The sequence below is a fragment of the Arthrobacter sp. 05L417 genome, assembly GCF_056397865.1.
On the sequence record NZ_JBFTOG010000015.1, the window covers coordinates 43,627 to 70,595 of the forward strand.

General features: G+C 62.8%; 25 protein-coding genes. 11 read left to right on the top strand and 14 right to left on the bottom strand.

Translation table 11 applies throughout. From position 1 onward, the window contains the following. Positions 1–69: 69 nt before the first annotated feature. Genes AC1DJW_RS13020 through AC1DJW_RS13040 form a run of 5 tightly spaced genes read right to left on the bottom strand, consistent with a single transcriptional unit; the run spans position 70 to position 6,485 of the window. Positions 70–2,466, bottom strand: a complete 2,397-nt coding sequence (locus AC1DJW_RS13020) for a bifunctional salicylyl-CoA 5-hydroxylase/oxidoreductase (RefSeq protein WP_476901593.1) — start codon at positions 2,464–2,466, stop codon at positions 70–72. A 14-nt stretch (positions 2,467–2,480) separates the two neighbouring features. After that, on the bottom strand, positions 2,481–4,136 hold the full coding sequence (locus AC1DJW_RS13025; protein ID WP_476901594.1) for an AMP-binding protein: 1,656 nt from the start codon (positions 4,134–4,136) through the stop codon (positions 2,481–2,483). Between the two features lie 36 nt (positions 4,137–4,172). Then, entirely contained in the window at positions 4,173–5,090 is a 918-nt protein-coding gene (locus AC1DJW_RS13030) for an acyl-CoA thioesterase (RefSeq protein ID WP_476901595.1), read from the bottom strand. A 4-nt stretch (positions 5,091–5,094) separates the two neighbouring features. Further along, entirely contained in the window at positions 5,095–5,583 is a 489-nt protein-coding gene (locus AC1DJW_RS13035) for a cupin domain-containing protein (RefSeq protein ID WP_476901596.1), read from the bottom strand. A gap of 5 nt (positions 5,584–5,588) precedes the next feature. Further along, complete coding sequence (locus AC1DJW_RS13040; protein ID WP_476901597.1) at positions 5,589–6,485, bottom strand: fumarylacetoacetate hydrolase family protein; 897 nt, start codon at positions 6,483–6,485, stop codon at positions 5,589–5,591. 159 nt (positions 6,486–6,644) lie between these two features. Between AC1DJW_RS13040 and AC1DJW_RS13045 the strand changes: the two genes are divergently transcribed. After that, complete coding sequence (locus AC1DJW_RS13045; protein ID WP_390280437.1) at positions 6,645–7,043, top strand: RidA family protein; 399 nt, start codon at positions 6,645–6,647, stop codon at positions 7,041–7,043. Between the two features lie 141 nt (positions 7,044–7,184). On the opposite strand, the gene AC1DJW_RS13050 is transcribed toward AC1DJW_RS13045, so the two are convergent. Next, positions 7,185–7,610, bottom strand: a complete 426-nt coding sequence (locus AC1DJW_RS13050) for an acyl-CoA thioesterase (RefSeq protein WP_459341855.1) — start codon at positions 7,608–7,610, stop codon at positions 7,185–7,187. A gap of 192 nt (positions 7,611–7,802) precedes the next feature. Between AC1DJW_RS13050 and AC1DJW_RS13055 the strand changes: the two genes are divergently transcribed. Together AC1DJW_RS13055 and AC1DJW_RS13060 are read left to right on the top strand one after the other, a co-directional pair. Next, positions 7,803–7,943, top strand: coding sequence for a hypothetical protein (locus tag AC1DJW_RS13055; RefSeq protein ID WP_390280439.1), 141 nt, complete (start codon positions 7,803–7,805; stop codon positions 7,941–7,943). Between the two features lie 65 nt (positions 7,944–8,008). Next, positions 8,009–8,872 carry a PaaX family transcriptional regulator gene (locus AC1DJW_RS13060; protein WP_476901598.1) on the top strand — a complete coding sequence of 288 codons (864 nt, stop codon included), beginning with the start codon at positions 8,009–8,011 and terminating at the stop codon, positions 8,870–8,872. A 116-nt stretch (positions 8,873–8,988) separates the two neighbouring features. Here the strand turns inward: AC1DJW_RS13060 and AC1DJW_RS13065 are convergent, their stop codons facing one another. The 6 genes from AC1DJW_RS13065 to AC1DJW_RS13090 form a co-directional block, all read right to left on the bottom strand. Further along, the gene (locus AC1DJW_RS13065; protein ID WP_476901599.1) at positions 8,989–10,665 is read right to left on the bottom strand and encodes a thiamine pyrophosphate-binding protein; all 1,677 of its coding nucleotides are present in this window, start codon (positions 10,663–10,665) and stop codon (positions 8,989–8,991) included. Further along, positions 10,662–11,438: a cyclase family protein gene (locus AC1DJW_RS13070; RefSeq protein ID WP_476901600.1), complete on the bottom strand. Its 777-nt coding sequence runs from the start codon at positions 11,436–11,438 to the stop codon at positions 10,662–10,664. The genes AC1DJW_RS13065 and AC1DJW_RS13070 overlap by 4 nt, the downstream gene beginning before the upstream one ends. 8 nt (positions 11,439–11,446) lie before the next feature. Then, on the bottom strand, positions 11,447–13,036 hold the full coding sequence (locus AC1DJW_RS13075; RefSeq protein ID WP_459341858.1) for a phytoene desaturase family protein: 1,590 nt from the start codon (positions 13,034–13,036) through the stop codon (positions 11,447–11,449). Between the two features lie 15 nt (positions 13,037–13,051). Next, positions 13,052–14,836 (bottom strand): flavin reductase, encoded by a 1,785-nt coding sequence (locus AC1DJW_RS13080; protein ID WP_476901601.1) that lies wholly within the window; start codon positions 14,834–14,836, stop codon positions 13,052–13,054. Positions 14,837–14,887: 51 nt separating this feature from the next. Beyond that, positions 14,888–16,129, bottom strand: a complete 1,242-nt coding sequence (locus AC1DJW_RS13085; RefSeq protein ID WP_284753018.1) for a styrene monooxygenase/indole monooxygenase family protein — start codon at positions 16,127–16,129, stop codon at positions 14,888–14,890. A gap of 195 nt (positions 16,130–16,324) precedes the next feature. Next, positions 16,325–17,119, bottom strand: a complete 795-nt coding sequence (locus tag AC1DJW_RS13090) for an SDR family oxidoreductase (RefSeq protein ID WP_390280451.1) — start codon at positions 17,117–17,119, stop codon at positions 16,325–16,327. A 299-nt stretch (positions 17,120–17,418) separates the two neighbouring features. On the opposite strand from AC1DJW_RS13090, the gene AC1DJW_RS13095 reads away from it, so the two are divergent. Both AC1DJW_RS13095 and AC1DJW_RS13100 read left to right on the top strand, forming a co-directional pair. Then, positions 17,419–18,402 carry an AraC family transcriptional regulator gene (locus AC1DJW_RS13095; RefSeq protein WP_476901602.1) on the top strand — a complete coding sequence of 328 codons (984 nt, stop codon included), beginning with the start codon at positions 17,419–17,421 and terminating at the stop codon, positions 18,400–18,402. 39 nt (positions 18,403–18,441) lie between these two features. After that, the gene (locus AC1DJW_RS13100) at positions 18,442–18,780 is read left to right on the top strand and encodes a hypothetical protein (protein WP_459341863.1); all 339 of its coding nucleotides are present in this window, start codon (positions 18,442–18,444) and stop codon (positions 18,778–18,780) included. A 4-nt stretch (positions 18,781–18,784) separates the two neighbouring features. Here AC1DJW_RS13100 and AC1DJW_RS13105 read toward each other — a convergent pair whose 3' ends face one another. Then, a complete protein-coding gene (locus tag AC1DJW_RS13105) occupies positions 18,785–19,375 on the bottom strand; it encodes a TetR/AcrR family transcriptional regulator (RefSeq protein ID WP_459341864.1) in 591 nt (196 codons plus the stop codon). A 121-nt stretch (positions 19,376–19,496) separates the two neighbouring features. Here AC1DJW_RS13105 and AC1DJW_RS13110 point away from each other — a divergent pair, with 121 nt between their 5' ends. Next, positions 19,497–19,850, top strand: a complete 354-nt coding sequence (locus tag AC1DJW_RS13110; RefSeq protein WP_459341865.1) for a cupin domain-containing protein — start codon at positions 19,497–19,499, stop codon at positions 19,848–19,850. 30 nt (positions 19,851–19,880) lie between these two features. Beyond that, positions 19,881–21,194, top strand: a complete 1,314-nt coding sequence (locus tag AC1DJW_RS13115) for a flavin monoamine oxidase family protein (RefSeq protein ID WP_459341866.1) — start codon at positions 19,881–19,883, stop codon at positions 21,192–21,194. 35 nt (positions 21,195–21,229) lie between these two features. Here AC1DJW_RS13115 and AC1DJW_RS13120 read toward each other — a convergent pair whose 3' ends face one another. Beyond that, a complete protein-coding gene (locus AC1DJW_RS13120) occupies positions 21,230–21,841 on the bottom strand; it encodes a TetR/AcrR family transcriptional regulator (RefSeq protein WP_390280462.1) in 612 nt (203 codons plus the stop codon). A gap of 224 nt (positions 21,842–22,065) precedes the next feature. On the opposite strand from AC1DJW_RS13120, the gene AC1DJW_RS13125 reads away from it, so the two are divergent. Genes AC1DJW_RS13125 through AC1DJW_RS13140 form a run of 4 tightly spaced genes read left to right on the top strand, consistent with a single transcriptional unit; the run spans position 22,066 to position 26,678 of the window. Then, the gene (locus AC1DJW_RS13125; RefSeq protein WP_476901603.1) at positions 22,066–23,520 is read left to right on the top strand and encodes an APC family permease; all 1,455 of its coding nucleotides are present in this window, start codon (positions 22,066–22,068) and stop codon (positions 23,518–23,520) included. Between the two features lie 44 nt (positions 23,521–23,564). Beyond that, on the top strand, positions 23,565–24,368 hold the full coding sequence (locus AC1DJW_RS13130) for a MoaF C-terminal domain-containing protein (protein ID WP_459341868.1): 804 nt from the start codon (positions 23,565–23,567) through the stop codon (positions 24,366–24,368). 49 nt (positions 24,369–24,417) lie between these two features. After that, entirely contained in the window at positions 24,418–25,830 is a 1,413-nt protein-coding gene (locus tag AC1DJW_RS13135; protein ID WP_476901604.1) for an aldehyde dehydrogenase family protein, read from the top strand. Then, positions 25,830–26,678 (top strand): SDR family NAD(P)-dependent oxidoreductase, encoded by an 849-nt coding sequence (locus AC1DJW_RS13140; protein ID WP_476901605.1) that lies wholly within the window; start codon positions 25,830–25,832, stop codon positions 26,676–26,678. Before AC1DJW_RS13135 ends, AC1DJW_RS13140 begins: the two co-directional genes overlap by 1 nt. Positions 26,679–26,969: the final 291 nt, after the last annotated feature.

Sequence of the window (26,969 nt, forward strand, 5' to 3'; positions counted from 1 at the left end):
CCGCCTCCTGGCGGCACCCGGCCCTACCCGAGCCTTGAGTCGTCCGCGGCCCAGGTTACTCCCAAGCCGTCAGGGGGCCAGGACGCCTTCCGGTGCGAGGGCAGCTGGCGTCCAGCGCAGGTGTGACGTAGTCTGCACATCCGTATCCAGTTCCCTGAGCAGGGAGAGCCGGGGGCGGACTGCATCGGTGCGGCTGCTCGGCGGCTTCCGGCGTCCGGCCCTGAACTGCGGAACCCAGTCTGCTCCGTCGCCTTGGTATTCCTGCTCGGCAGCTGCATGCAGTGTCCACTGCGGGTCGTACAAGTGTGTGCGCCCGAGGGCCACGAGATCGGCGCGGCCCGCGAGCAGGACCGAATTGACGTCGTCGTACGTGGAAATGGCGCCGACGGCGATGACGGCCGCTCCCGCGGGCTCGGCGACTTCCTGTCGGATGCGGTCCGCGAAAGGCGTCTGGTAGCTGCGGCCGAAGGCCGGCTTCTCCTCCTTGGCGATCTGTCCGGTGGAGACATCTATGCCGGCAGCGCCGTGGGCGATAAAGGCCTTGGCTATGGCCAGTGAATCATCGGAGGTGTTGCCTCCTTCGATCCAGTCGGTCGCCGAAACGCGGACGGTCATCGGCTTGTGGGCAGGCCAGACCTTCCGAACAGCGTCGAAGACCTCCAGGGGGAAGCGCAATCTGTTCTCGAGGCTGCCTCCGTACTTGTCGGTCCTGCGGTTGGAGATCGGAGAGAGGAATGACGAGAGCAGGTAGCCGTGCGCCGCGTGAACTTCCAGGAGATCGAAATCGGCCTCGGCGGCCCGGTGTGCGGACTCCACGAAGTCAGCCTTGACACTTTCCATTTCGGCCCGGTCGATCTCGCGGGGGATCTGGTTTCCCGGGCCGTAGGGTAGCGCAGATGGCCCGACCGGCTCCCAGTTCCCTGTCTCCAGTGGCTCGTCGATGCCCTCCCACATCAGGCGCGTGGATCCCTTGCGGCCGGAATGTCCGAGCTGGACACCGATTTTCGCCGTCGACCGCGCGTGGACAAAGTCAACGATGGATTTCCAGCTGTCCCGTTGGCCGTCGGTGTAGAGGCCGGAGCAGCCGGGGGTGATACGGCCTTCGGCGGAGACGCAGACCATTTCCGTCATGACCAGCCCTGCTCCACCGAGTGCCTTGGACCCCAGATGCACCATGTGGAAGTCCCCGGGGATCCCGTCGGTAGCGGAGTACATGTCCATCGGAGAGACCACGATCCGGTTCTTCAGTTCCAGCTCTCCGATGCGGTACGGCTGGAACATGGCCGGGGCGACGGTCGGCAGTCCCTGGAGTTGGGCGAAGTTCCGGTCTACGTCGTGGGCGAATTCGGGGTCGCGGAGCCGTAGGTTTTCCTGGGTGATGCGGCGGGATCGGGTGAGCAGGTTGAACGCAAACTGGGTGGGGCCCTGGTTCCTGTATTGGCCGATCCTTTCGAACCATTCAAGCGAGGCCTGGGCGGCCCGCTGGGTGGATTCGACGACGGGCCGCCGCTCCACCTCGTAGGCGGACAGTGCGGACTCGAGGTCAGAGTGTTCATGAAGGCAGGCTGCCAGGGCCAAGGCGTCTTCCATGGCGAGCTTGGTTCCGGAACCGATGGAGAAGTGCGCGGTGTGGGCCGCGTCGCCGAGCAGGACGATGTTGCCGTGGCGCCAGCTGCTGTTCCGCACCGTGGTGAAGTTCAGCCATTTGGAGTTGTTCGCCAGGACTTCGTGGCCTTCCAGCTCGTCGGCGAAGATGCGGCGGATCTTCTCGATGGCCTTTTCATCGGAGACACCGGGCGGGAAAACCTCGCTGGCGGTTTCGTCGAAGCCGGCCGCCTCCCACACGTCGGGAGACATTTCGACGATGAACGTGGATCCTTCGTCAGAGTAGGGGTAGCCGTGAATCTGCATGACGCCGTAGTCGGTTTCTTTGACGAAGAACTTGAAGGCTTCGAAGACCAGGTCGGTGCCCAGCCACATGAATTTGTTGGCCCGGGGATCGAGCTTGGGGCGGAACGAGTCGGCGTATGTGGCTCTGATCTGCGAATTCACACCGTCCGAAGCGAGCACCAGGTCGTAGCCGGCTTCGAGCTCGTGGATGGGCGGGGCGAGTGTGCTGAACCGCACGTCCACCCCAAGTTCGAGGCAGCGGCGCTGCAGGAGTTCCAGCAGCTCCTTCCGGCTCATGGCCGCGAATCCCTGGCCTCCAACGGTCAGGGTTTCGCCGCGGAAGTGGATGTCGATATCCGACCAGCGTGCGAAGCGGCGACTCATGTATTCGGCCACCACGGGGTCGGCGTTTCCGATGCCGCCCAGCGTCTCGTCAGAAAACACGACGCCGAAGCCGAATGTGTCCGTGGCGGCGTTGCGTTCCCAGAGCGTGATGTCGTGGGCAGGATCAAGCTGCTTCATCAGTGCTGCGAAGTACAGGCCTCCGGGGCCGCCTCCGACGATTGCGATCTTCATGGATCGGGTCCCTTCTAGGCTTGGGTTGCGGCCGCGTCGGCCAGCTGGTCGTTCTCGTTTTCGAGGTACTGCCGCAGCCGGAAATGCTGCAGTTTTCCGCTCGGGTTTCGTGGCAGCTCATCCACGAAGCGGATGTCGCGCGGGTATTTGTACGGGGCAATCGTCAGTTTGACGAAGTCCTGGATTTCCTTGCGTTTGGCCTCACCGGCCTCCACGCCTTCACGCAGGACGACGAACGCGCACACAACGCTTCCGCGGTCCGGGTCGGGGCGGGCGACGACGGCATTTTCCAGAACGTCCGGGTGCTGGTTGATGGCCGCCTCCACTTCGGGGGCGCCGATGTTATACCCGGAGGAGACGATCATGTCGTCCGACCGTGACTGGTATATGAAGAAGCCGTCCTCGTCCTGGACGAAGGTGTCACCGGTGATGTTCCAGCCGTTCCAGACGTACTTGGACTGCCGCGGATCATCCAGGTAGCGGCACCCGGTGGGGCCGACCACCGCCAGCCTGCCGGGTTGGTGAGGACCCAGTTCGGCGCCGTTGTCATCGAGGATGGCCGCCCGGAATCCAGGGACGGCTTTGCCGGTCGCCCCGGGCCTGCTGTCCTCACCGGGTGCTGAGATGAAAACGTGCAGCATCTCCGTGGCACCGATGCCGTTGACGAGCCGGACGCCGGTTTCATCGTAGACGGCCTGCCACGTTTCTTTGGGCAGGTGTTCGCCGGCGGACACTGCGATGCGCAGGCGGCTAAGCAATTCACCGCGGCCGGCCTTCAGGATGGCGCGATACGCGGTAGGTGCCGTGAAGAGTATGGAGGCACCGGCGTCGGCCGCGTTTTCCGCAAGTTCCACCGGAGCCGCCCGCTCCGTCAGCAGTGCGGAGGCGCCAAACCGCAGGGGAAACACCACCAGGCCACCGAGCCCGAACGTGAAGGCGATTGGCGGAGACCCGGCGAACACGTCGTCCTGGGTTGGCTGGAGGATGTGGCGGCCAAACGTGTCGGCGATCGCGAGGATGTCGCGGTGAAAGTGCATGGTGACTTTCGGGTCTCCCGTAGTCCCCGACGTCGGACCCAGAATGGCGACGTCGTCCGCCGCGGTTTCGACGTTCGTGAAGGTTCCGCTCTTGGCAGCGCACCGCTGGACGAAATCTGCTCCGTCCGTGCCGCCGTAAGCCAGGAGGCTGACAGGTTCGCGTTCGGATGCGGAGGCCAGGTCTTCCATGAAGCGATAGTCCGAGACTGCGAGGACCGGCCGTGTGAGCCGGATAAGTGTCGCCACCTCTGAGGCCCGCAGCATCGGCATGGTGGTGACGACAACTGCGCCAACCTTGAGAACACCCAGCCAGGCGGCGACGAGCCAAGGGTTGTTGGGTCCGCGCAGTATGACGCGGTTGCCAGGGAGTACGCCGAAATCTTCGGTGAATACCTGGGCGGCTTGGTTGGAGCGGCGCTGCAATTCAGCGTAGGTCCATACGGTGCCGTCCGGCGTCCGGAGGGCCGGTCGCTCGCCTCCGAATTGCGTTACAGCCTCATCGATGAGAACTGCGGCCGCATTCAGCTGTTCAGGGTATTGGAGCTCGGGGAGGGTGAACTCCAATGCCGGCCAGGTTGAGGCCGGCGGCAGGTGGTCCCGCGTAAATGTGTCCACATGGGCCGATGTGCTCATGCCGCTCCTTCTAGGGTTCATGCTTCTGATGTCGGATTAGGATCCGGGCCGGATCATGCCTTCTTGGGCGACGGTGGCCAACAGGCGGCCGTCCCGGTCGAAGAAGTGGCCAAGAGCCATTCCCCGGTTGCTCTGGCCGGAGATGGCCTTCTGCACGTAAAGGACCCATTCGTCGGCTCTTCCGTCGCGGTGGAACCACATGGAGTGGTCCAGGCTGGCCGTGGTGAGGCCGGGCGAGGACCAGTGCAGGCCCTGGACCCGGAGGAGAGGCTCCAGGATGGTGTAGTCGCAGACGTACGCAAGGGCTGCGCGGTGCAGATTGGAGTTCAGTCGCTCGTCGCCGAGGTCGGGCAGGCCATCGAAGGCCTTCACCCAGATGGCCTGATGGGCCTCCCGTCCCCCTTCGACCTCCACGTAGACCGGGCCCGGGACGTGACGCATGTCGAAGCTGCGACCGGTGGACCAGTACTCAGCGGCGCGGCCTTCGACGCCGGCGAGGACCTCGGCCGCACTGCGCTGCGATTCCGGATCGAGTTCCGCGGGGGCTGCTTCCGCGGGAACAGGGGTCTGGTAATCGGTTCCGCCTTCCGGAACCTGGAAGGATCCCATCGCCGCGAAGACTGTCTTCCCGTTTTGATAGCCGCGCACGCTTCGTGTGGAGTAGCCGCGGCCATCGCGCAGGTGCTCGACTTCGTAGCGCACGGTTGATCCAACATCCACGGGACGCATGAAGTAGCTGTGCATGGAATGGAGCGCCCGATCAGCGTCGACCGAGCGCATCATGGCAGCGGCCGACTGTGCCACCATGTCTCCGCCGTAAGCCTTGGGCCAGGGAACGTACTGGGTGGTGGCCTCGTATGCCTCCTCGTGCACTTGGGCCGGAACCGGAGTCAGTTCCACGGCGCGGAGAAACGTCGCTGATGTCAGGGTCTGGGCCGGCGTTGTCGCATTCATGGTGCTACGCCCGGCGATAACCGGCGAGGGTGTCATCTGCAACATCTTCGAGGTTGACCACGATGTTCTCCGGCGTGCGGGTCGTGAGCCAGACCAGTTCCTCTGTCACGGACATGTTCGCCTCGACATGGGGCATGAACGGAGGAACGAATACCCAGTCCCCTGCCTTCATGTCCTGGTACTCGGAGAAGTTGTCGCCGTAGTAGATCCGGCCGTGGCCCCGCAATACGTATCCGCCGGTTTCGGCTTCGCCGTGGTGGTGGGGCAAGGAGCGGTATCCGGGGACGTTGGAAACTTGTCCGAACCAGATCTTCGTTGCCGGGGTGTGTTGTATCGAGACGCCGGATACCCGGACACAGTCTCCGGACTGGGCAGTGTTGGTGTCTTCCTGCCCGGCCCGGGTGACGACAGGAACAACTTTGCCGTCGGCTCCCGCGTAGATGGAGTTGTCTCCCTCGGTCCGGTACTGGGTCTCTGTAGTGAGGTCGGTCATGGTCTTCACTCCTTGGTGTTTGTGGTGGGCGCGGGGATGCGTGGGGTGGCCGCGCCATCGTTCGAATGGATACGGATCGGGTTTTCCAGGCGTCCGATGCCTGATATTTCGGTCGTCAGGACGTCTCCGTCCTGCAGGAAGCGGGGAGGGGTCATTCCCATTCCCACTCCCCCGGGGGTACCCGTGAGGACGAGGTCTCCCGGGCGAAGGATGGTGAATTGTGAGATATAGGACAAGAGGCGCGCAGGTCCGAAGACCAGTGTGCGGGTGTTCCCTTCCTGGACGAGTTCGCCGTTCACGTAACCGCGGACCTCAAAGTCTCCAGCGACGTCCTCGGGCGTGAGCATCACCGGGCCGACCGGGGTTGTCGCGTCGAAGGCCTTTCCTTGGAACCATTGCAGGGTGCGGTTCTGCCAGTCGCGCATCGAAACATCGTTGGCCACGGTGTAGCCAGCGATCGCCTCCTTGGCCTGCTCTTCGCCGGCCTTAAAGAGCGGGCTTCCGACGACGACAGCCAGTTCTGCTTCCCAGTCGACCTTTTCGCTTCCCCGGATGTCGATCACGTCGGTTGCGCCCGTCAGTGTGTCCGCGTGCTTGGCGAAGAGCGTCGGGTATTCGGGAAGATCCCGGCCCATCTCCTGGATGTGGTCACCATAGTTCAAGCCGCAGCAGATGACCTTCCCCGCCTCGGGCACCAGTGGCGCAAATATTGCACTACCGGCATCAATCGTCGTCCTGCCGGCTTTCGATCCCCCAACCGCGGCCTCGACGGTAGCGCGCCAGTTCGGATCGGCCAGAAGGGCTCCAACGTTCGGGTAGGACAACGGCAGAAACGCATCGGCGCCAAGCCCGATGACCGCCGTCGTGCCGCCCCAACTTGTGCGGAGTGTGGCAAGTTTCATCCGTCCGATTCCCTTCGGTCCGTGCCAGGTTGCGTGAGATTATTGATATGTCGACTTTTTTACGGTCGTCACATATGCTCAAGGTAGCACGACGGAATCGATCCGAACAAGGGTCTTTTTCATCCATAGGAACCACCACTCATTTTCAGGAGGAGCACCATGAGCAAGAGGACCGTCAACCCCGAAACACTGCCCGCGCCGTCCGGTTACGCCCACGGCATCCTCGCCGGAAACGCGGTTTACCTCGGAGGCCAGACCGCACTCGATCGCGACATGCACATCGTCCCCGGCGGCATCGTGGAACAGTTCAGGCAGGCGTTCTCGAACGTCCTGACCACCCTGGCGGAAGCCGGCGGCCAACCCGAAGATCTGGTGAGCGTCACCATCTACCTGACCGATGTGGACGACTACATTGCCAACGGGAGGGAAATCGGGCGGATCTGGCGCGAAATGGCAGGCTCGGAGTATCCCGCAATGGCAGGAATCGGCGTTACCCGCCTGTGGCAGAAGGAAGCCATGATCGAGATCCAGGGAGTCGCCGTCATCCAGGATCGCTGAAGGCCGACTTAAGAATTCCGACGGCGGGGACTCCCCACCCTCGGGACCGGAACCTCCGGTGACGCAGGCACGCTCGGATTGAGCCGCTGGGATCGCCGGAGGTTCTTTTGCGCCGCAATCCGCCCTGCTTGCGCGGGCCTGCTACTCCGCGTGCTGAGAGGCAACCGCATCCACGACGGCGGCAGGCCAGGGTTGCGCTTTGTCGGACCCGGGCGGGACGTGGGCGACCGTCACTGTACCGAAGGCGGCAAGGCCACCAGGCAGTTCGCCGTGCGGATGACTTCGAACCTCAAAGGCATATGTCATGGAAGCCCTACCCAGCTTGGAAATACCCACTGTTGCAGTGATGCGCTGCCCGAACCACAACTTGGCTTTGAAGTGGATCTCCTGGTGGACGCGAGGCACGCTGGGAAAATAGTCGGGCAGCTGGAGCCTGCGCAGGAAGAGCTCCGCCTCGGCAGACTCCACCCAGCGCATGATCGCCGAATTGTGTTGATGCCCGGACGCATCGGTATCCACCCACTCCACTGTGCGCTCGACACTGGCGCGGGGACTTATGCGGGACATGCGCTCCATAGCGGCTCCTCTCGACATTCCGAACCCCAGGATCGAAACTCCTGACGGTCCTAATTTCTCAACCATAACAATATATAGAGAAGTATTTACGAGCGTCACCATAGCGTCATACACTTGATTCATGCCGCATGTATCGCGGACACAAGAGTGTTCCGTTCTACTTGCATTTCCAAGGAGACGACGATGTCTGGTTCACGCTTTGAAGAAGACAAGGGAAATGCCCACGAACTGTCCGTGAGGGCCTTGCTTGAGGAAGAGTTCAGGGCCGTGTTTGGTGGCAGCACACCTGTTGCAACTGCCTGGGCCGGCCTGACGTTCATCTGACACCGGGGCCTGCCGATGTAGCCTATGACTGTCACTGAAACCCGAACCAATAGAGGTAGTACTGAATGGCCAACGCCGATGCTGTCCCCGACGTTGCCCCGATGCCACGCCATCAACACCTGATCGTTACCGTGTATGGCCTCTACGCCCGCAACCAGGACGGGACATTCGCTGTTGCCGACCTCATCCAGCTTCTAGGCGACCTGGGAGTGGAGTCGGCAGGTGTACGGTCTTCCGTGTCGCGGCTGAAGAAGCGCGGCGTGCTCGTCAGCTTGAAGCGTGGAGGCTCCGCTGCCTACAAGCTTTCACCCGAACTTGAGGACGTCTTCACGGCAGGCGACGAACGTATTTTCGCTCCGCGCCGCGCCAAGAAGGACGACGCCTGGCTCCTGGCGTCGTTCTCTGTCCCCGAGGCCCAGAGGCACCTACGGCACAAGCTGAGGACCATTCTGACCCGTATCGGGTGCGGCCAGGTGTCCCCGGGGCTGTGGATCGCACCCGGCAATTTGGCACACGAGGTGGAACAACTACTTCGACGCGCCGGCCTCATGGACTATGTCGATCTGTTCAAGGCGACTCACCTGACCGAGGGACACATCCACGAGAAAGTGGGGCAATGGTGGGACCTGCCCTCGCTTGAAGCGCTCTACACCGACTTCATGGAGCAGCACGAGCCTGTCCTCCAGCGGTGGTTGCAGCACGAACAAGAGGATTCCGAGTCCCCCGAGCTGCTGAAGCAGGCCTTCGCCGACTATGTCCCCATGGTCACCCAATGGCGTCGGCTGCCCTACATGGACCCTGGACTTCCCCAGGAGTACCTGCCCGATAACTGGCACGGCCTCGCCGCCCAGCAACTATTTACAAGATTGCACGAACTCCTTGGACCCAAGGCCCAGCGCTACGCCTTGTCCGTCGTCGGCGCAAATTAGTCCGGACAGCACAGCCGCCCGAAGGGGCCGGGCCCGTTGTGCCGGCCCCGGCCCCTTCGCTGAATCAACGCCCCTTCGTTGACGGCCCGGCCTGCGGGTTCCAGGCCGATGATGGGTCAGTGGCCTTGGAACGCCTCCGCCAGCCACCAGGATCCGCCATCCGAGGCGATCTTTGCATCGATCACGAGAGGGCGTTCCTGCTTCCCGTTGCGGTACAAAGCAACCCAGTCACGCACCGGCTGGAGGTCATCCACCGTGCGGACCGTGACGCCGTCGGCGCCGTATCCCCTGGCGATGGCTGCCACGTCGGTATCCGGGAAGCACACGGTGCCCAGCTCTGCGTCCTCGTGGTGTTCGGCGAAGTGGTGGACCTCGGCGCCGTAGGCGGCGTCGTTGTAGACGATGCAGACGAGGGGCAGCTTGAGGCGCACGGCCGTTTCCAGTTCCGTGATGCCCATCAGGAACCCGCCATCCCCTGCGCCGAGGACAGGCAGGCGATCCGGGCGGGCGACGGCTGCACCTATGGCCGTGTACAGGCCCAGGCCGATTGCCTGGAAGGCCTGGGTGAAGCAGAAGCCAAACTCGTCCGGCACCGCCAGATATTGACTCGGGTATCCCATGAAGTTGCCCGAGTCGACGGCGACAATCCTGTCAGCCGGGAGGATCGAATCGAGTTCCCGGCTGATCACCCGCGGATCGATGGACGTCGCCGTGGACAGGTCCGGTGTTTCAACGTCCCGCCACCGTGAGCCTTGCTTGATGATCAACGCGTTCTGCTCGGTGCGGTACTTTTCCGCGGAGGCCGGCTGGATCCTGCGCAAGGCCGCCACGGCGTCCTCCGCCACGAGGGCAGAGTCGCCCAGCACGCCGAGGGTGATCGGCCGGTTGGCGGCCAGGGCTGCGTCTTCGACGTCGATCTGGATCACTTTGGTGCCGGCGGAGATCAGCCTTCCGTGCCGCATGGTCCACATGTTCAAGGTGCAGCCCCATCCGACAATGAGGTCCGCTCCGCTGATGAGCTCCGCAGTAACCGGGGACGAAAAGCCACCGGAAATGCCCAGGTTGTGTGAATCGCCGTTGAACAGGCCGCTTGCGACGGCGGAAGTTGCCACGAGCGCCCCCGCATGCCGGGCCAATGCCAGTATGGAGTCCCTGGCGCTCCTCCCGCCGCGTCCCGCGACGAAGACCGGACGGCGGGCCTCGGCAATCAGGCCCACAAGTTTTTCCACGGCAGCGGCATCGGGCCTGATCCGGGATGGTTCCTGAATCCCAATATCGCCAAGCAGATCCGGCGCCGTTGCGTTTTGCACGTCGAGGGGCAGGTTGAGGACAACGGTGCGACGTTCATTGACGGCGGTCCGGAAGGCCCTCACCGTGTCTGCGATTGCGGTGTCGGCTGAGTGGATCCGTTCGGCCACAGCCCCGACGCTTCGGGCAAGCGCGTCCTGGTCAATCTTGAAGTTCGACCGGATCGCGGCGGCCTGGGTGTCGGCAGTGAGCACGATGAGGGGCGTGCGGCTCTTCGCTGCTTCACCGATTCCCGTGATGGCGTTGCTCAAACCGCAACCCTGGTGGGTTGTCACCACGCCCACCTTCCCGGACATCCTGGTGTAGGCATCAGCCATGGTGGCCGCCCCGCCCTCGTGCCTGGCCGCGGTATAGGGAATCCCTTCCTTGATGAGGGCATTGGTGACCTCAAAGTTGCCGCTGCCAACAACGCCGAAGACGTGTCCGACTCCCAAGCGGGCGAGGGTCCTCCCTACCAGCACGGACACTTGAGCCTTCCCGTTCATGAAGCCTCCACCAAGGCGTAGACACGGCTCGGGCTGCCGGTTCCACCAACGATCGGCAACGGCGCGACCACCAGGGTGGCGCCTACGACCGGGAGGCGGTCTAGCTGCCGGAGCGATGTCACTCCGTATTTGTCCGCCCCGAGGAGGAAGGAATGGACCGGGAACATGGGGTCCATGTTTGCCGCCTGGCCGGCATCGATGCCAACGGTTTCCACGCCGAACCCGCTGATTCTGTCGTTGCCGGCAATCCACTTGGCGCCTGCAACAGAAACTCCGGGAGTATGCGGACCGCTTTCGTCTGCATTGACGAAGTCCGCCGCATTTCGTCCGCGGGCGGACCAGCCGGTCCTGAAGATCACCCAGCAGTTCTCGGGCAGTTGACCGTGCTCTCGTTGCCACTGTTCAAGGTGCTCCGGTTCGAGCAGAAAATCAGGGTCCTGAGCTACCTCGGCCCTCTTGTCGATGACGACGGCGGGGCCCACCAGGCGCCGGGGCTCGATCCGGTCCACCGACTTTCCCTCGCGGCCCGTAATCCAGTGGACAGGTGCATCCAAGTGGGTGCCGGCATGCTCACCGACGGTGACGTTGTTCCACGCCCAGGCGGGTCCGGCGTCGTCGAAATTGCTCAGCGGCGAGAGCGTGAGACCTACAGTGTTGGCGAGCGGCTGCGGCAGGCTAAGTACGGGGGTATCACCGCTGAGGGGTGTCGTAAGGTCGATGACTTCGATCGAGCCATCGGACAGGGCCGCCATGAGCCCGCTGAGGACAGACATTTGTTCTCCTATGGTTTTGATGATTTGTTCAGTCTTTGGGCTACGAGGTGACCCGAGCCGCCGGAAAGCCCGGGACCGGGGTGGGTTGAAGCGCCTATATGCCACAACCCCCTGATCGGGGTCCTGTGTCCTGCGGCCTCAGGGAAGGGACGCCACAGCAGATTCTGGAAGAGCTCAGCAGATCCCCCGTAGGGGTCGCCTTTGACGGCGTTGGGGTTCTCCGAGGCCAGGTCAGTGGGTGCCAAGATGTCCCATGCCAGCACAGAGTCCCGCGTACCCGGCGCGAAGTGTTCAATCCGCGACAGGACACGTTCCATGTACTGTTCCTTCAGCTCTACGGACCAACCGTCGTCCACGGCAAGCACCCCTGCGGCATCCCCTTTGGGCGCGAAGGGCACTTCCTGCAGTTGCACCCAGAGCGTCGCCTTGCCACGGGGGGCCCGGGAAGGGTCGAGTACGCACTGCTGCCCGACCACCACGGTCGGTTCCGCCGGCAGCAGACCCGCTTCGGCCTGGGCGCACGCTATGCCTGTACTGTCGGAGCCGTTGCTCACGTGCACGAGGGGAACCGCGTTCAGCCTGGCGTCCAGCCATTCCACGGGTTTGTCCAGAGCGAGGTGGATCTGCATTGCGCCGCGGCCGTTCTGGTACCGTACGGCGGCTTTGGCTGTGCCGTCCGGTGCTTGGCTGAGCAGCCGGGAGTACAGGGCTTGCGGAGAGACGTTGGCAAGGACCGTGTTCGTGTCGATGGGGCCGTTGGACGTCTTGAGGCCCACAACTTTGCCGGCTTCCACGAGGACTTCGTCCACATCTGTATCCAACAGAATCCGTACGCCTTTTTCACGTAGCAGGGACTCAAAGGCGGCAACAAAGTTCGAGGCACCACCTTTGACCACGGGAAGGCCGTAGGCGTGCATGCTCATGGCCATGACGGGCAACATGACGCCGCCAGTGGCCTGGTCTGGGCCAAGACCGGCATGGAGCAGCCATGGGGACCAGAGCTGGTCTGCCTCCCACCCGTCGAACCGGCTCCTGAGGTAGTTCCGGCCGCTCATCACTGAGTCCCGCACGAACGCCTCCGTGCCCTTGATCTTCCCTCCCTTCAAGGCGCCGAAGGCGATTTTCAGGACCTGCTTGAAGGATCGAAGTTCAGCGCCGAACGCACCGAAAACGGTGCCGGCGTTACGGCCGAGATCTTCCAGCATCGTGAGGTAAGCGCCTTCGTCCTCCGGGGCATGGAGCCCCGCCGCAGTGACACTCGGGTCGCGGTGGGCTATGACAACCCGCTGTGCGCCGGTCCGGGGGTCGCCAGCCACGCTGGCTGTTACGGCGCCGTCCGTGTTGCAGTATTCCAGCCCCCTGGCATGCAGTTCCCGTCCCAAGGACTGATAGGCGCCTCCCGACACGAACAAGGGATGCCACGAGGAAAAGGTGTCGTGGACAAAGCCCGGCAGTGTCCGTTCCGAGGAGTGGATGAAGCCGCCGAGCCTGTCCTGCCGTTCGATCAGGCACACCTGCTTCCCCGCGAGGGCGAGCTCCGCTGCGGCCACCAGGGAATTGATCCCTGAACCGATGATCGCTATTTCAATGGAGGTCATGCGGTGCCTCCTCTCTCAGAAGTCCGGATGGCTGGCGGTGGCGTGGTACTTCCCGCCGTGGAACACCAGGGGCGCCCCGCCCGGGTTTTCGTATTTCTCCACCACGCCCACGTAGATCACATGGTCGCCGGCGTCGTGCCGGGATACGGTCCTGCACTGGAATGTGGCCACCGCCCCGTCCAACAGTGGAACTCCCGCAATTCCTTCCGATGTCTCGGCTCCCTCGAACTTGTCGATAGAGGGAGTGGCGAATTGCCGCGACAGCACGTGCTGGTCGCTCGCAAGGATGTTGATCGCGAAATAGGTGGATTCCTCAAAGTCGGTGAGGCTTGGAGCCCGCTTGCTGGGGCACCACAGCACCAGAGGGGGTTCCATGGAGACGGAGGTGAAGGAGTTGGCGGTCATGCCCACTTTCCGTCCGTCCGCCGCAAGGGTGGTGACCACGGTGACGCCGGTGGCAAACTGTCCAAGCGCGCCCCTGAAGTCCCTCAGGTCAAAGGCGGCGGAGTCTTCCGATTTCTTGGACTGCACGAAATCTTCCGCTGCCGCGGGGTCAAACCACCATGGATGGAAGGTTCGGGGATCATCAAATCCGGCCGCGATGCTTGAAGCCAGGGCAGGATGCTCCGAGGCCTCGCCCAACGCCGCCTTTTGGTGTTCCCTGCGTGGCTTGAGCATGTCATTCGTCCACGTGACCGCCCATTGACCCCAGCCACGCCAGAATTCGTCGAAGGTCCTTTCCATCCATTTCCGGTCGAAGGCTTCCTGCCCCCTGCGAACGATGGAGTCCAGGTAGTACCGGGAAGCCAAGGTTGCGTTGTTTGAGCCTTGGCCCGTGAGCGGGTCGTTGAGCAGCACCGCATCTCCGAGGCCGAAAACCAGTCCGCCGTTGCCCAACTCCCCCACTGCGGAACGCACGGTAGGGGTGATGCGTCCCAGGAGAGTCGCACCTTCGTCCGTGAGGACTGCATCCGCAAAGTTCTTTGCTTCATGCGGGAAGTGTTCCTCCAGGATTTCCAGTGAACGCTGAAGCTGCTCGACCGGCGTGCGGACGTCGCTCCAGCGGTCCATAGGACCACCCACGACTCCCTCGAAGACCATCATTTGGCAGGGCCCTGAGACGGTCAGTCCGGGAAAAGTGAAGAACTCCCCGACCCCGGGCACCATGGACATGCGAATGCTGTCATCGCGCTGCCCCGGCAGCTCTCCGGCACCGGGCTCTTCTTCCGCCCCAGGCTGCTCCCCGCCCGGCTTGCCAACGCTGACATAGTTGAGCGCGAGGACCCGCTGTGGACGATCGAAGGGTGACTTGGCCTTGTCCCTGGGAAAGATCTGGCCGATCTCGCCCTTGCCGGTGCTGACGATGACCAGTTCGTAGTCGCGTGCGAGTTCCTCGAGCATGCGCGGAGTGACCTTCTCGATTCGGAAGTCCCCGCCGGCGGCTACGAATGCCTCGATCCACGCGGCACTCTTGATCCGCTGGTCGATCGAGCGTGCCGGCGCATCCAAGGGGGCCTCCCAGTCAATCGGATCCGCCGAGCCTCCCCCGTCGACCCGCACTCGGATGGCATTGATGGCGGGCACCGCCCCGCTGTCATAGAGTCCGCTTAGCGCCGGGCCCAGCTGGGCCTCCGCGGCGAGGGCGGTGGCAAACATGCACTGGCTGGACATGACCTTGCCCGTCCGGATTTGGATGGCTGAGCGATCCGAGAAGAGCGTAATCGCGTACCCCTCCCGCTGCAGGCCCAGGGCCAGCTGGGCGCCGGATTCGCCCGCACCGATAATTGCAATCTTTCGCATTTCCAGACTTCCTTCACACGACGTTGTTCAGCAAATTGCCAGAGGGCGTGGCTAGGAGACCCTGGCGGCGTCGACGCTCGCCAAGTAGGCGGCCGCCTTGTCCGGGGACATGAACCACTCCTGGAAGTCCGGCGGGTTGTTGAATCCGTTCACGAACCGGTTGGCGATTTCCGCCGACTGGTTCGCTGCACCAAGAAGCTCCAGGACATGCGGCGGGGGCGGCGCGAGGAGGGCATTTGTCCATTGGGCTACGTGCTTGGCGTAATTCCAGTAGCTTTCGAAGGTGGCCTGCATGAAGGCAGCGTCGAAGACGCCGTCACCGTGTTCTTTGATGCTCTTCAGGTAGGAAGCTGCGCATTTGCTGGCGTTATTGGATCCTTGGCCGGTAATTGGATCGTTGAGGACCACGACGTCGGCCAGGCCCAGCACCTGCCTGCCGCTGGGCAACGTAGCGATGGGGTGGCGGACCGTCGGCGGGAACCGTCCCTGCAGGAAACCGTTCGAATCGGTGAGTTCGACGCCGGAAGCACGGTCTGCTTCCCACGGGAGGAAGGCTTTGAGGATGTTCTTGGAGGTTTCCAAGTGCTCCTGCGGCGTGAGGCCTTTCCAGCAGTCCATCGGGCCGCCTGGAATGCCTTCGAAGACCATGATTTCGCAGGGTCCCGTGGTTGTCAGCGCGGGGAAGGCGAAGTATTCCCCGACCCCGGGGATGAGGTTGAAGGAAACGGCAGAATATTCCTCCCGGGGCGTCATGCCGTTCACGTACGTCAGCGCAAGTGCTCGCTGCGGTGCGTCGTAGGTGCTTCGCCCGGCGTCCCGGGTGAAGAGCTGCGCAATTTCGCCCTTACCCGCTGCGACAATGACGAGATCCGATTCCCGTGTGTATCTTTCGAGTTCCTCTACTCCCGCATCCTCAAATATCAGTTCGCCGCCTCGTTGAACAAAGGCTTCCATGAAGCGCGGGAATTTCACTCGCTGGTCAATCGACTTGGCAGGGTTGTCCAGCCGGGAGGCCCAGCCAATGGCCTTCTCTCCCGGATTTTCAGGATGGGGAACGGTGAACGAGATCCCGTCGACAGTCGGGGCGTCCGGCCAGAAATCCAGTTCAAGGCTGCGTTCGTGTTCCAGCGCGTCGTGGAAAATGCACTGGCTTGAGGAGACCTTGCCCTCCCGGATTTCCTCGGGAGTTCGGTTGGAAACCATGGTTACGGCGAACCCGCCATCCAGCAGCCCGATTCCCAGTTGCAGCCCCGACTGCCCTGCTCCAACGATGGTGATGTGACGTTGTGTCATGTTGTTGCCCCTTTGTCCTTAGATCTTCTCGGCATGTCTGAATGATTTGGGTCCCGCTGCCGCGAACACGGTATGGGAATCCAGCCCCATTGGGAGGGGAAAACTAGTTGATGGCCGGCCTTGGCGCCGGTTTGGGCAAGTTTGTTCCCATCCCTGGCGCGGTTCGTGAACCACCTTGACGTTCTTCACTTGCACTCACCTCTCTTCAGCCGCGAGCAGGGGTATGGTCTCCTCGGCACGTTCCGGGCCCAACGCGGAGTACCCGCCGTCGACCGCCCAGTCAGCACCGGTGACGAAACTTGCCCGATCACCTGCGAGGAAGGCGACGACGTCGCCGATCTCCTCAGGACGGCCAACCCTCTTCAGCACATGAAACGGCGCGGCAACAGAATCCGTCTTGCCGATGTTTCCGTTGCTGAGGGTATCCATGATGTTGCTCCAGACCCACCCCGGACTCACCGAGTTGACCCTGATCCCGTCCTCGGCGAAATCGACCGCCATGCTTCTGGTCAGCTGAACAAGGGCCGCCTTGCTGGCGGGGTAAAGCCATCTCCCCGTCTGGGCAACGGAACTGGAGATCGAAGTGAAGTTCACGATGGCGCCGTGCCGGGAGGCCTTCAGGTGGGGCCGCGCGGCCTTGGCAGCCATCACAGCGCTGACCAGGTTGACGTTCAGTGCTTCAAGCCAGTCGCTCCGGCCGGATTCCGCACCGTCGTCCTTATAAGTGCAGGCCAGGTTCACGAGGATGTCGACGCTGCCGTGCCGTGCGACAGTTTCATCCATGAGGCGGGACAGCGCCGCATCGTCAGTGATGTCGGTCTGCGAAAAGTGGATGCCGCCGCCCAGGGCATCCACCTGGGCGCCTCCTGCGGCGTCAATATCTGCGACGACGACGGCGGCGCCCGCGTCGCGTAGTGCGGCAGCTACGCCCTGGCCGATCTTTGTCACGCCTCCGGTAACGATTGCGGTCCTGCCTGAGAGTCCGGACATCGCCAAACCTTTCATCGGTAATCAGTGGGATGGTTGATTGCTTGGGTGGGACGGTCGCTTACTTCGCGGACGGTCTTGGGATTGGCCGTGGGTGAGTCCGTTCCCACTCCACGCGCCGCTCGTGCACGAGCTTGACGTTCTTCATTTCCGCTCACCTCGCTAAGGTGGATTCGTTGTTGCTGTTGCATGACCTGCGTCATACTTGTCCTAGAAGTGACTCTATTCACACCCTGAAAACCGGTATATCCACTTGGCGCAGGGCACATCCGAAAAGCGAAACCCTGGGAAAGTCGGTGCCAATGGTCAGGATTCTTCCGCGCGACGTCTTGAGGGGCCTCCCCACGGTCGCCACGACCGACGTCGATGACGCACACGAGAAGATTGCCAATTTGTTCTGCGGCCACGACCTCGTTCCTCGCACGCGTGGAACGTCGGTGGACATGAAGCTACGCTCCCTGCACAGAGGCGACGTCGGAATCGAGTACCTGGACTACGGTGCGGACGTCCGGATCGCCCCCCAAGGCCTGGAAAACTTCCATCTGATCCAGATTCCACTGGCGGGGCACGCCCGCATGGACGTGGGCTCAAGCACCGTGGATTCCAGCCCCAGGGTCGCGACCGTTCCACCCGTCGATCGTCCTTTTTCAATGGCCTGGGATCAAGGAACCCCCCATTTGATCGTCTACGTGCGCCGCCTGGCACTCGCTACCGTGGCCGAACAGGTCTATGGTGAGGCTGTCAGCAAGGCGGTGGACTTTGGCTATTCGATGAACCTCGCCACAGCCGCCGGACGCGCTTTCCTGAGATCCGTCGTCGAACTCCACGACGACATGATCAGCGAGGCCGACGGCGCCGCGCCCGTTTTTGTCCAGAAGCTTCTGGTGGACACCATGCTGTCCCGACTGCTCATGGCGATGGACGACGCCCCCGCGGAAAGCGGTGACCGCAACCCGGATTCTGAGAGCAGATTGATTCGGCGCTTCAGGGAGCTCCTGGAACATCATTCATCGGAGGATCTTGCCGTCCCGGACATAGCGGAGAACCTCGGGGTTTCGGTCCGCACCCTTCAACTCGCCCTACGCTCCGAGACAGGGGCAACGCCGTCGGAACTGCTGCGGAGGGTACGGCTGGACCGTGCCCGGGAAATGCTTCTCGAGGCCGAGCCGGGCGAGCAAACCATCATTTCGATAGCCGAGCGCTGCGGATTCTCCCATCAGGGACGTTTCTCTGCTTTGTATCTGGACACCTTTGGGGAACTGCCCTCGGAAAGTCTGCGGCGGTAACAGAGAACGCTTCCGCGATGGCACGGGACCGGTGAACTCATGCCGGAAAAGATGATCGCGCTGATCGGCATTCCGAGGCAGCGCGCCATGTCGGCAGGGACACCGCGGCACACGATCCGAGTCAGTGACGAACTGCGGAACGAAGCCCACCGCAAAGCAGTGCGGGAAGGCACGTCCGTGTCCGAACTCATCCGCACCCGGCTCCGTGACTACGTCTCGGCGCCGGCCGAGCACCGGCACACCATCGCCGACTCCCTCGTCTACTTGGTCCCTAACCATTTCAACGACCTGCACGGCCCCGCGACCGGAACCATGGAACTCCCCCTGCACCTGGCTGATGGTTTCCTCCTCGCCGGCGGCCAGGCCCTGATGAGATAACCCTTCACGCCTTGAGGTTTGGCAGGGATCCGGCTTCGGCCGACCGGGCCAGGATTGTCCACAGATAGCGGATGGCACGCTCAACGCCTTCCTCGTCCACGCCGGCGATAAGTTGGAGCACCAGGCCGTCGAGGGCCGCGAAGGCGGCCTGCGCCGCCCCCGAATCACTGCCTAATCCCAAGCGGCCAAGTCCGGCCGATAGCGCCGAAATGTAGCTTTCGTAGAGGTGGCGGACCGCGCCAGCGAGTTCCGGACGCCGTCTTGCCTCCAGGATCATTTCGTACTGGAACGTCTGCAGGTCCGGGTTTTCGCGTATGAGCGCCATGAGGCTGCGGCAAAAATCGTCTTCATTCGAGGGCAGGTTCTCCAGCCCGGACAGGCCAATCGACCGGCTGACCGACCACTCCAGCGCCGCCTCGATCAGGGCATCCCGGCTACCGAAGTGATGTGCAACAAGCGTGTTGTTAACGCCGGCGATGTCAGCGACGGCACGGTACGTGAGCCCTCGCAGCCCCTTCCGTGCCACCACGTGAACCGTAGCGGCGAGCAGGGCTTCCCTGCCGGTGCCATAACCGGCACTGACGAACTCTTCCATAAGGCAGAGTCTAATGCCCTTCGAAACAGTCTTGACGGCATAGCTAAGCAGATGCTTAGATGTGATCCTCACCACAACTAAGCATCTGCTTATTTTCAGCATCAAACACCAAGGAGACACCATGTCCACACCCACGTCCGCACTTGAATTCACCGTCCACGACGCCTTTGACCCGGAAAAGTATGAGCCGTTCGACCGGGGACGGGTGCAGTGGGTCCGCCGGCCGGGCGACGGGAACCGCGCCGCCCTGTCCGCCGGATTCTGGCACGTGACACCCGAGGAAGCACCGGAGCCCTTCGATTTGCTGATCGAGGCCGACGAGACCATCCACATCATCGAAGGACACCTCCTGATCGAAGTTGAAGGAAGCGAGAGCTTTGACCTGAAGCCAGGTTCGGCTGCGTCCTTCAACAAGGGCGCCCGGACCCGCTGGAGCGTCGTTGAAACCACCACCGAGTTCTTCGTCTACTCCTAACCCGACTCCCCGAATAGGACCACCAAAGGCATGATGATGAATGAATCCATCTCCTGGACCGAACACGCAGACGTCGTCATTATCGGTGCCGGCTTTGCAGGTCTGACGGCCGCCCGCGAACTGCGCCAGGCCGGCCGCTCCGTGATCGTTGTGGAAGCGCGTAACCGCATCGGGGGGCGGACTTGGCTCGACACCCGATTGGGCCGCCCGCTCGAGATTGGCGGCACCTGGGTGCACTGGACCCAGCCGTACGTCTGGGCAGAAATGAAACGGTACGGCCTGGGGACCGTGCAGAGTCCGGTCCCGGAGACCGCCTATTGGTGGGCGGACGGGAAGCGACACCAGGGCGACCCAGAGCAACTGCTAGGTGATATCGACGCATCCAACCGTAGGCTCATGGACGAATCACGCCGGTATTTCCCAGAGCCCTTCATCCCGTGGGCGAATCCGGAAATCAGGGAAATTGATGCAACGCCACTGCCGAAGAAGATCGCAGAGCTGCAGATCACCGACTATTCCAAGGACATCCTGGAATCCTTCTGGGCACTGAACTTCAACGGACCCCTAGACGATGCGGCATTTACGCAGGCCCTCCGCTGGGTCGCGCTCACCAACGGGGACTGGATGGTCAGCTTTGAAGCGTGCGCCACGTTCAAAATCCAGGGCGGCACCGAGGCGCTCATCCAGGCCATGGCCGCGGGCACAGCCATCCGGCTGAATGAGACGGTGGTTGCGGTCGAACACGACGAGGCGGGCGCTACCGTCAGGGCCGCGGACGGCTCCATCTATCGGGCGAATCACGTGGTCTGCACTCTACCCCTGGGCGCAATGCATAGGATCTCCTTCGAGCCACCGCTCCCGGAATCCAGCAAGAAGGCCGTTTCCGAGGGGCAGGTCTCCCAAGGCATCAAAGCCTGGATCAAAGTCAAAGGAACGCGGAAGCCATTTGTTGCACTGGGGTCCGCCGGTTGGCCGCTTAACTTTGCCCAGACAGAGTATGACCAAGACGAAGACACCATCCTTGTGGCCTTTGGCCCCGATTCCTCAAAGCTGGACGCCTCGGACCTCGGCCAGGTGCAAGCCGCCATCGACCTACTAGTCCCCGACGCGGAAGTTCTCGAGGTCGCAAGCCATGACTGGACGGCAGACCCCCTGTCCGGGGAGACGTGGCCCATGCATCGCCCCGGATATCTCACCGAGGCTCTGGCCGTTTTCCAGAAACCACAGGGCCGCCTCCTCTTCGCCGGCTCTGATTTCGCCGCCGGCTGGGGCGGTTTCATCGACGGAGCCATCGAGAGCGGCCTCGAAGCAGCCCGCACCATCCAAGACGCCACGCCGGTTTAACATGAAGTGCTGCAATGCCGGCCGGGACTAAATGCTCAGCTGGTGGTTGCCGGGCGCCGGGATTCGCCGGAGGCGTCGCTGGAATTCGGCAGCCCGGACACCAGCTTGCCCACCTGGATCACGGCCGACCTGATTTTCGCGGGGTCGGTGATCGTGAGGAACTGGAGCATGAGGCCGTCCAGGGCGGCAAAGATGGCCAGGGACGCTTCGCCGGTGGTGTCGAGACCGCGCTGGCTCAACGCCTCTTCGACGGTGCCCACGTAGGTCTTGTAAAGCCGTTCCACCATCGCCAGGATCTTCGGGTTGCGCCTGGACTCGAGGAGCATTTCAAACTGGAAGAGCTGCAGTTCGGGTTCAGCCGACACCGTAGCCATGAGCGAGTCGGCGAATCCTTCATCAAAGTCCGCGATACCGGCCAGGCCCGTCTCCTCGATGGAGCGCTGAACGGCCCACTCCATGGTGGCAGCCAGAAGTCCCTCGATGGATCCGAAGTGGTGGGTAACAAGCGTATGGTTCACGCCGGCCCGAGCGGCCACCGCGCGATACGTGACACCCCTGAGGCCTTTTTCTGCGACGACGTCGATCACCGCCGCCAGAAGCGCGTCGCGGCCGTCTCCGTACGGCAACCTCCGTGAATGCTGGCTCATAAGGCGAGTCTAGCCTCGTCGGCTGGCACCGAAAGGCCGTTGACAGAGAAAACTATACAGATGTAGAGTTCTGGATGTGGCCGGGATCACTCCCAGGGTCGCAGTCCTCGAAAAGAGCTTCGGACCTACCCGCTACCGCGCATTGGCGCGCGAAAGCAGGGCTTTCTAAATTTCCCCTTCAGCATCGGCGTTTCCGCCATTTGCGCTTCTGAAAGAGCCATCTCATGAATCAAGAACAAGGCGAGACCTCGGCAGGTCTCGGATTAGTAGAGCCGATGTCCAACGTGCCCACAGTGCGATTGAAGCCGAACAAGCTCGGCGTCATCGCTGTCGCCTTTTTTTCCATCGCCGCGGCCGCTCCCATGGCCGCCGTTGTAGGTGCCAGCCCGGTGCTTTTCTCGGCAAGCGGCCCCGGGACCCCGGTGATTTACACCATCGCGGCCCTGCTCGTTGCTCTGTTCTCGGTCGGATACCTGCGGATGAGCCACCACATCACCAACGCAGGAGGCTTCGTCGCCTACATTGCAAAGGGACTGGGCAACAAATGGGCCACCGCCGGGGCCGGCATCGCCATCCTCACCTATCTCAGCCTGCAGATCGGTCTCTGGTCCCAGTTCGGGGTCTTCGCCCAGCAACTCGTTGAAAGCCTCACCGGAATCGGCATACCCGTCTACGTTTGGATCGTCGTCGTCCTGGCATTGACGGCAGGACTGACGATGAAGGGCGTCGACGCGAGCCTAAAGGTCCTGGGAGTTTTGATCCTTGGAGAAACCCTCGTGGTCGCGGCCCTGGTGTTTTCCCTTATTGCCCAGAAGGGGCTGGGAATCTTCACCTTCGAGGGCTTCACGGCATCGAACGTCTTCGGTCCAGGCCTGGGGATCTCGATGCTTTTTGCCTTCGCCTGCTTCACGAGTTTTGAAGCCACGGTGGTCTTCGCCGAAGAGGCGAAAAATCCAAGGCGGACTATTCCCCGGGCGGCATACCTCGTCATCGCCTTCGTCGGGGTGTTCTACACACTGTCCACCTGGGCCATCAGCGGTTCCATCGGAATAGACCACATCCAACAAGAGGCAAGCGACAACCCCGCGGGCATGATCTTCGACCTCGCCAATGCCAGCGCCGGCCCATGGCTAAGCGTCGCCATGCAGATCCTTGTGGTCACGAGCTTCATCGCCATGCTCCTGGGCCTGTCCAACATGTTCTCCCGGTACCTGTTTGCGCTTGGCCGGGCCGGAGCCCTGCCCGCCAGGCTTTCCTCCGTCTCCAAAACCGGAGCGCCGTCCTTCGCCGGCTTCGTCAACGCCCTGGTCGTCCTGATCGTGATCAGCGCCTTCCTGCTGACCGGAGCCGACCCCATCGGCATCGTCTTCTCCTGGTTCGTCGCCTTGGGCACGGCCGGCTTTATCACCATCCTGCTGCTGACATCAGTCGCGATCGTCGCGTTCTTCGCCCGAAACGGCATCCGGGACAATCTCTGGGTCACCGTGATCGCCCCGTCACTGTCCGTCCTGGCCTTCATCGTCATCGGATACATGACGCTGGATAACTACGACGCCCTGCTCGGCGGTGCAGGAGGAGTCGCGCGCTGGCTCCTTCTTGGCATACCGATCTTCCTCGCGGCTGGACTCGTACGGGGAACGCAAAAACCCTCGATCGACTACGCCGCGGAAATCCTCTAGCGACCGACATCAAGCCCTTCATGACTACCAAAAGGAACCACACCATGACCTCAACGGAACTTCAGGACTACATCCCCGAAGACCAGTGGCCCCCAGTATCCGCCATGCTGGACGGCTTCGGAGACCAGACCCTCCCGGCCTCCGAAGCGCTTGCAGGCACCGTCCTCCGCCTCCCGGCAGAGGACGGGTCCACCACTGAATACGGGTTCGAGGATGCATCTTCTCTCACCTGGCGCGTCTCAGGACGTGACGCCAATCAGAGCGGCACAGCCACCTACAAGGCCATCGAAGCACGCCCCGGAATCTTCATCATTGACTCCGTCCGCGGCCAAGGCGTCGACGCCGAGAACGTCACCGTCATTCTCGACCGCAACACCGGGGCCGTCACCGCCGGCGTTTCCACGTTCGTCACCGTCGACGGCAAAACCCGAAGCACCACCGAATTCATCCACACGAACCCATTTGGCTCAGCCGCTGTACATCACCGCTCCGCCGGGTTGGTCGGAAAGCGAATCTTCTACCGGTACAGCGACGTCGAGACCTACGAACACATCTACCTGAACCCGGGCACCTTCACCTGGAACTGCATCCGGGGCGGCGAGGCCGGACTCGCCGACACCGACCGCTGCATGACCTGGGACGTCGCGGATGACCTGTACATCTTCTTCTGGACAGAGAAAGTCATGACCGTCGAGGCCGTGCTGCTGGTCGATCTCCGGGAACAACGCTCGATCGGACGCATGTTCGGATGGGACGATCCCGCCGCGGAACCCGTGATCCTGCCATTCAACTCCCGGCTGAGCGTGCTGAATACCACTGAATACCCGCAGGACACCCACAAACACTAACTGGATATCGAGCCAAGGCTTCACTTAGCTACTCGAAGAGGAGTACCCCATGGAAACGTACGATTCAATGCTCGCCAGGATCTCCGCGGCCCCCGGCCAAGGCAGCCGCACCATCCTGGACCCAGCCACGGGCGAACCCGTCGGGCAGGCGCCCGTGCACACTGTCGACGACCTCGAGCACGCAATCGCCGCCGCAGCAGCCGCCCAGCCGGCGTGGGCCGCTCTCGGCCACGACGCCCGCTCCGCCGCGCTCCTGAAGGCCGCCGACGCCGTCGAACGCTCCGCCGAAGAACTCGCTCAACTGCTCTCCCGCGAGCAAGGCAAACCGCTGAATGGCCCGAACGCCCGTTTCGAAGTCGGCGCCTGCGCGGCCTGGCTCCGCGCCGCGGCCGCCACGCCCCTGGCGCCTGAGATGGTGGTGGACGACAGCGAAACCCGCGCCGTCCTGGATTACCGGCCCATCGGCGTCGTGGGAGCGATCGGTCCCTGGAACTGGCCGATGATGATCACCATCTGGCAGATCGCACCCGCGCTGCGCATGGGCAACGCCGTGGTCGTCAAGCCGTCGCAAAACACGCCGCTGAGTGTGCTGGCGCTGGCCGCCGTTATCAACGACGAACTACCCGAAGGATTGCTTTCCGTAGTCAGCAGCGGACGCGACGTCGGCGCCCGCCTGGCCGAACACCCGGCTATCGGCAAGGTCATGTTCACCGGTTCGACCGCCGCCGGCAAGTCGATCATCAAATCCTCGGCCGGCACCATCAAGCGCCTCACCCTGGAGCTCGGCGGAAACGACGCCGGGATCGTCCTGCCCGACGCCGACCCCAAAGCCATCGCCGAAGGCCTCTTCTGGGGCGCGTTCATCAACACCGGCCAGACCTGCGCGGCGCTCAAACGCCTCTACGTCCACGACGACATCTACGACGTGGTGTGTTCGGAACTCACCAAAGTCGCCGCCGCGATGCCCATGGGCGTTGGCCTCGACGAGGCGAACGTGCTCGGACCCCTGCAGAACAGGCAGCAGTATGACATCGTCGCCCGGCTCGTCGACGCCGCCCGCGACTCCGGCGCCCGCATCCTGCTCGGCGGCAATCCGGACCCGGGCCAGCCCGGCAACTTCTACCCCACCACCCTCGTGGCCGACATCGACAACGACAACCCGCTCGTCGCCGAAGAACAATTCGGCCCCGCCCTGCCCATCATCCGCTACAGCACGGTGGACGAAGCAATCCACATGGCCAACGGGCTCGACGTCGGACTCGGCGCCTCCGTCTGGTCCTCCGACCTCACCGCCGCCCGCGACGTCGCCGCGCGGCTCCAGGCCGGAACCGTCTGGATCAACAAACACGGCAACGTGGACCCCCGAATTCCGTTCGGCGGCGCCAAACAATCCGGCTACGGCCTCGAATTCGGCGTCGAAGGCCTCAAAGCCCTGGGCATTCCCCAGGTGATCAACGGCTGATGAACACGAACCCACACCCCGTGGCCATTGTCACCGGTGGAGGCACAGGTATCGGAGCAGCGTCAGCGGCAGCCCTTCGCGCCCAAGGATGGGACGTTGTAATCTGCGGGCGTCGCTCCGAGAACCTGGCAGCCGTTGCCGCGTCTACCGGCGCCGTCCCCTTCGTGGCTGATGCCGCATCGAACGCTGACATCCACCGGCTTGTTGAAACCACCGTTGGCCGGTTTGGATCCATCGATGGCCTGGTGCTGAATGCGGGCATCATCCGGGCCGGAGCTGTGGGGGACCTCGAACCCCGAGACTGGGATGACATGGTCCGCACCAACCTGACAGGCCCCTTCCTCCTGGCCAAGGCAGCAATGCCACACCTCATTGAAGCCCGAGGCGCCATCGTCGGAGTCGCATCTGCTGCGGCGCTCAGGGCCAGCGAAGGCATCGCCGGCTACAACGCAAGCAAAGCGGGGCTGGCCATGCTCATCCAGTCTGTCGCAGTGGACTACGGACCATCCGGCGTCAGGGCGAATGCTGTATGCCCAGGATGGACCCGGACGGAAATGGCAGACCGGGAAATGGCGGAGTACGGGGCAGAACTTGGACTGGAACCCCAGGACGCATACTCTGTCTCCACCTCCTTCGTGCCAAGTCGCCGGCCGGCCGAGGCATGTGAGGTGGGACGGGTCATCGCCTGGCTGCTCTCAGATCAAGCGTCGTACATCAACGCCGCCGTGTTGCCGGTCGACGGCGGCATGATCGCCGTCGATCCCGGTTCCCTCGCCCTTGATCCACGCGTCAAAATTGCCAATGTTCAGACGACCCGATCCCAAGGAACGCCTAACCTTCAACGCTAATCGACATACGAACGCTAACTGAGTGAGATGATCCCGGGCAGCCACGTCAGGTCGCCCGGGGTCATCCGACCTTCGTTTCGCGCGAGAGGCCTATGACCCGCCACCTACAACAAAGGCGATTTTTGGGTGGTCGAGCCCTTGCGAGCAGCACCTCAAGGCCTTGTGGGGATCCCCCAGTGAGACACACTCGGTGAGACACTTCTGGTCGTATAACGGGTGAAAATGCGCATGCCGAAGACTGCTTCGCTAACCACCAAACGCCAAACGCCGGACACACGGACGCATCGCTGA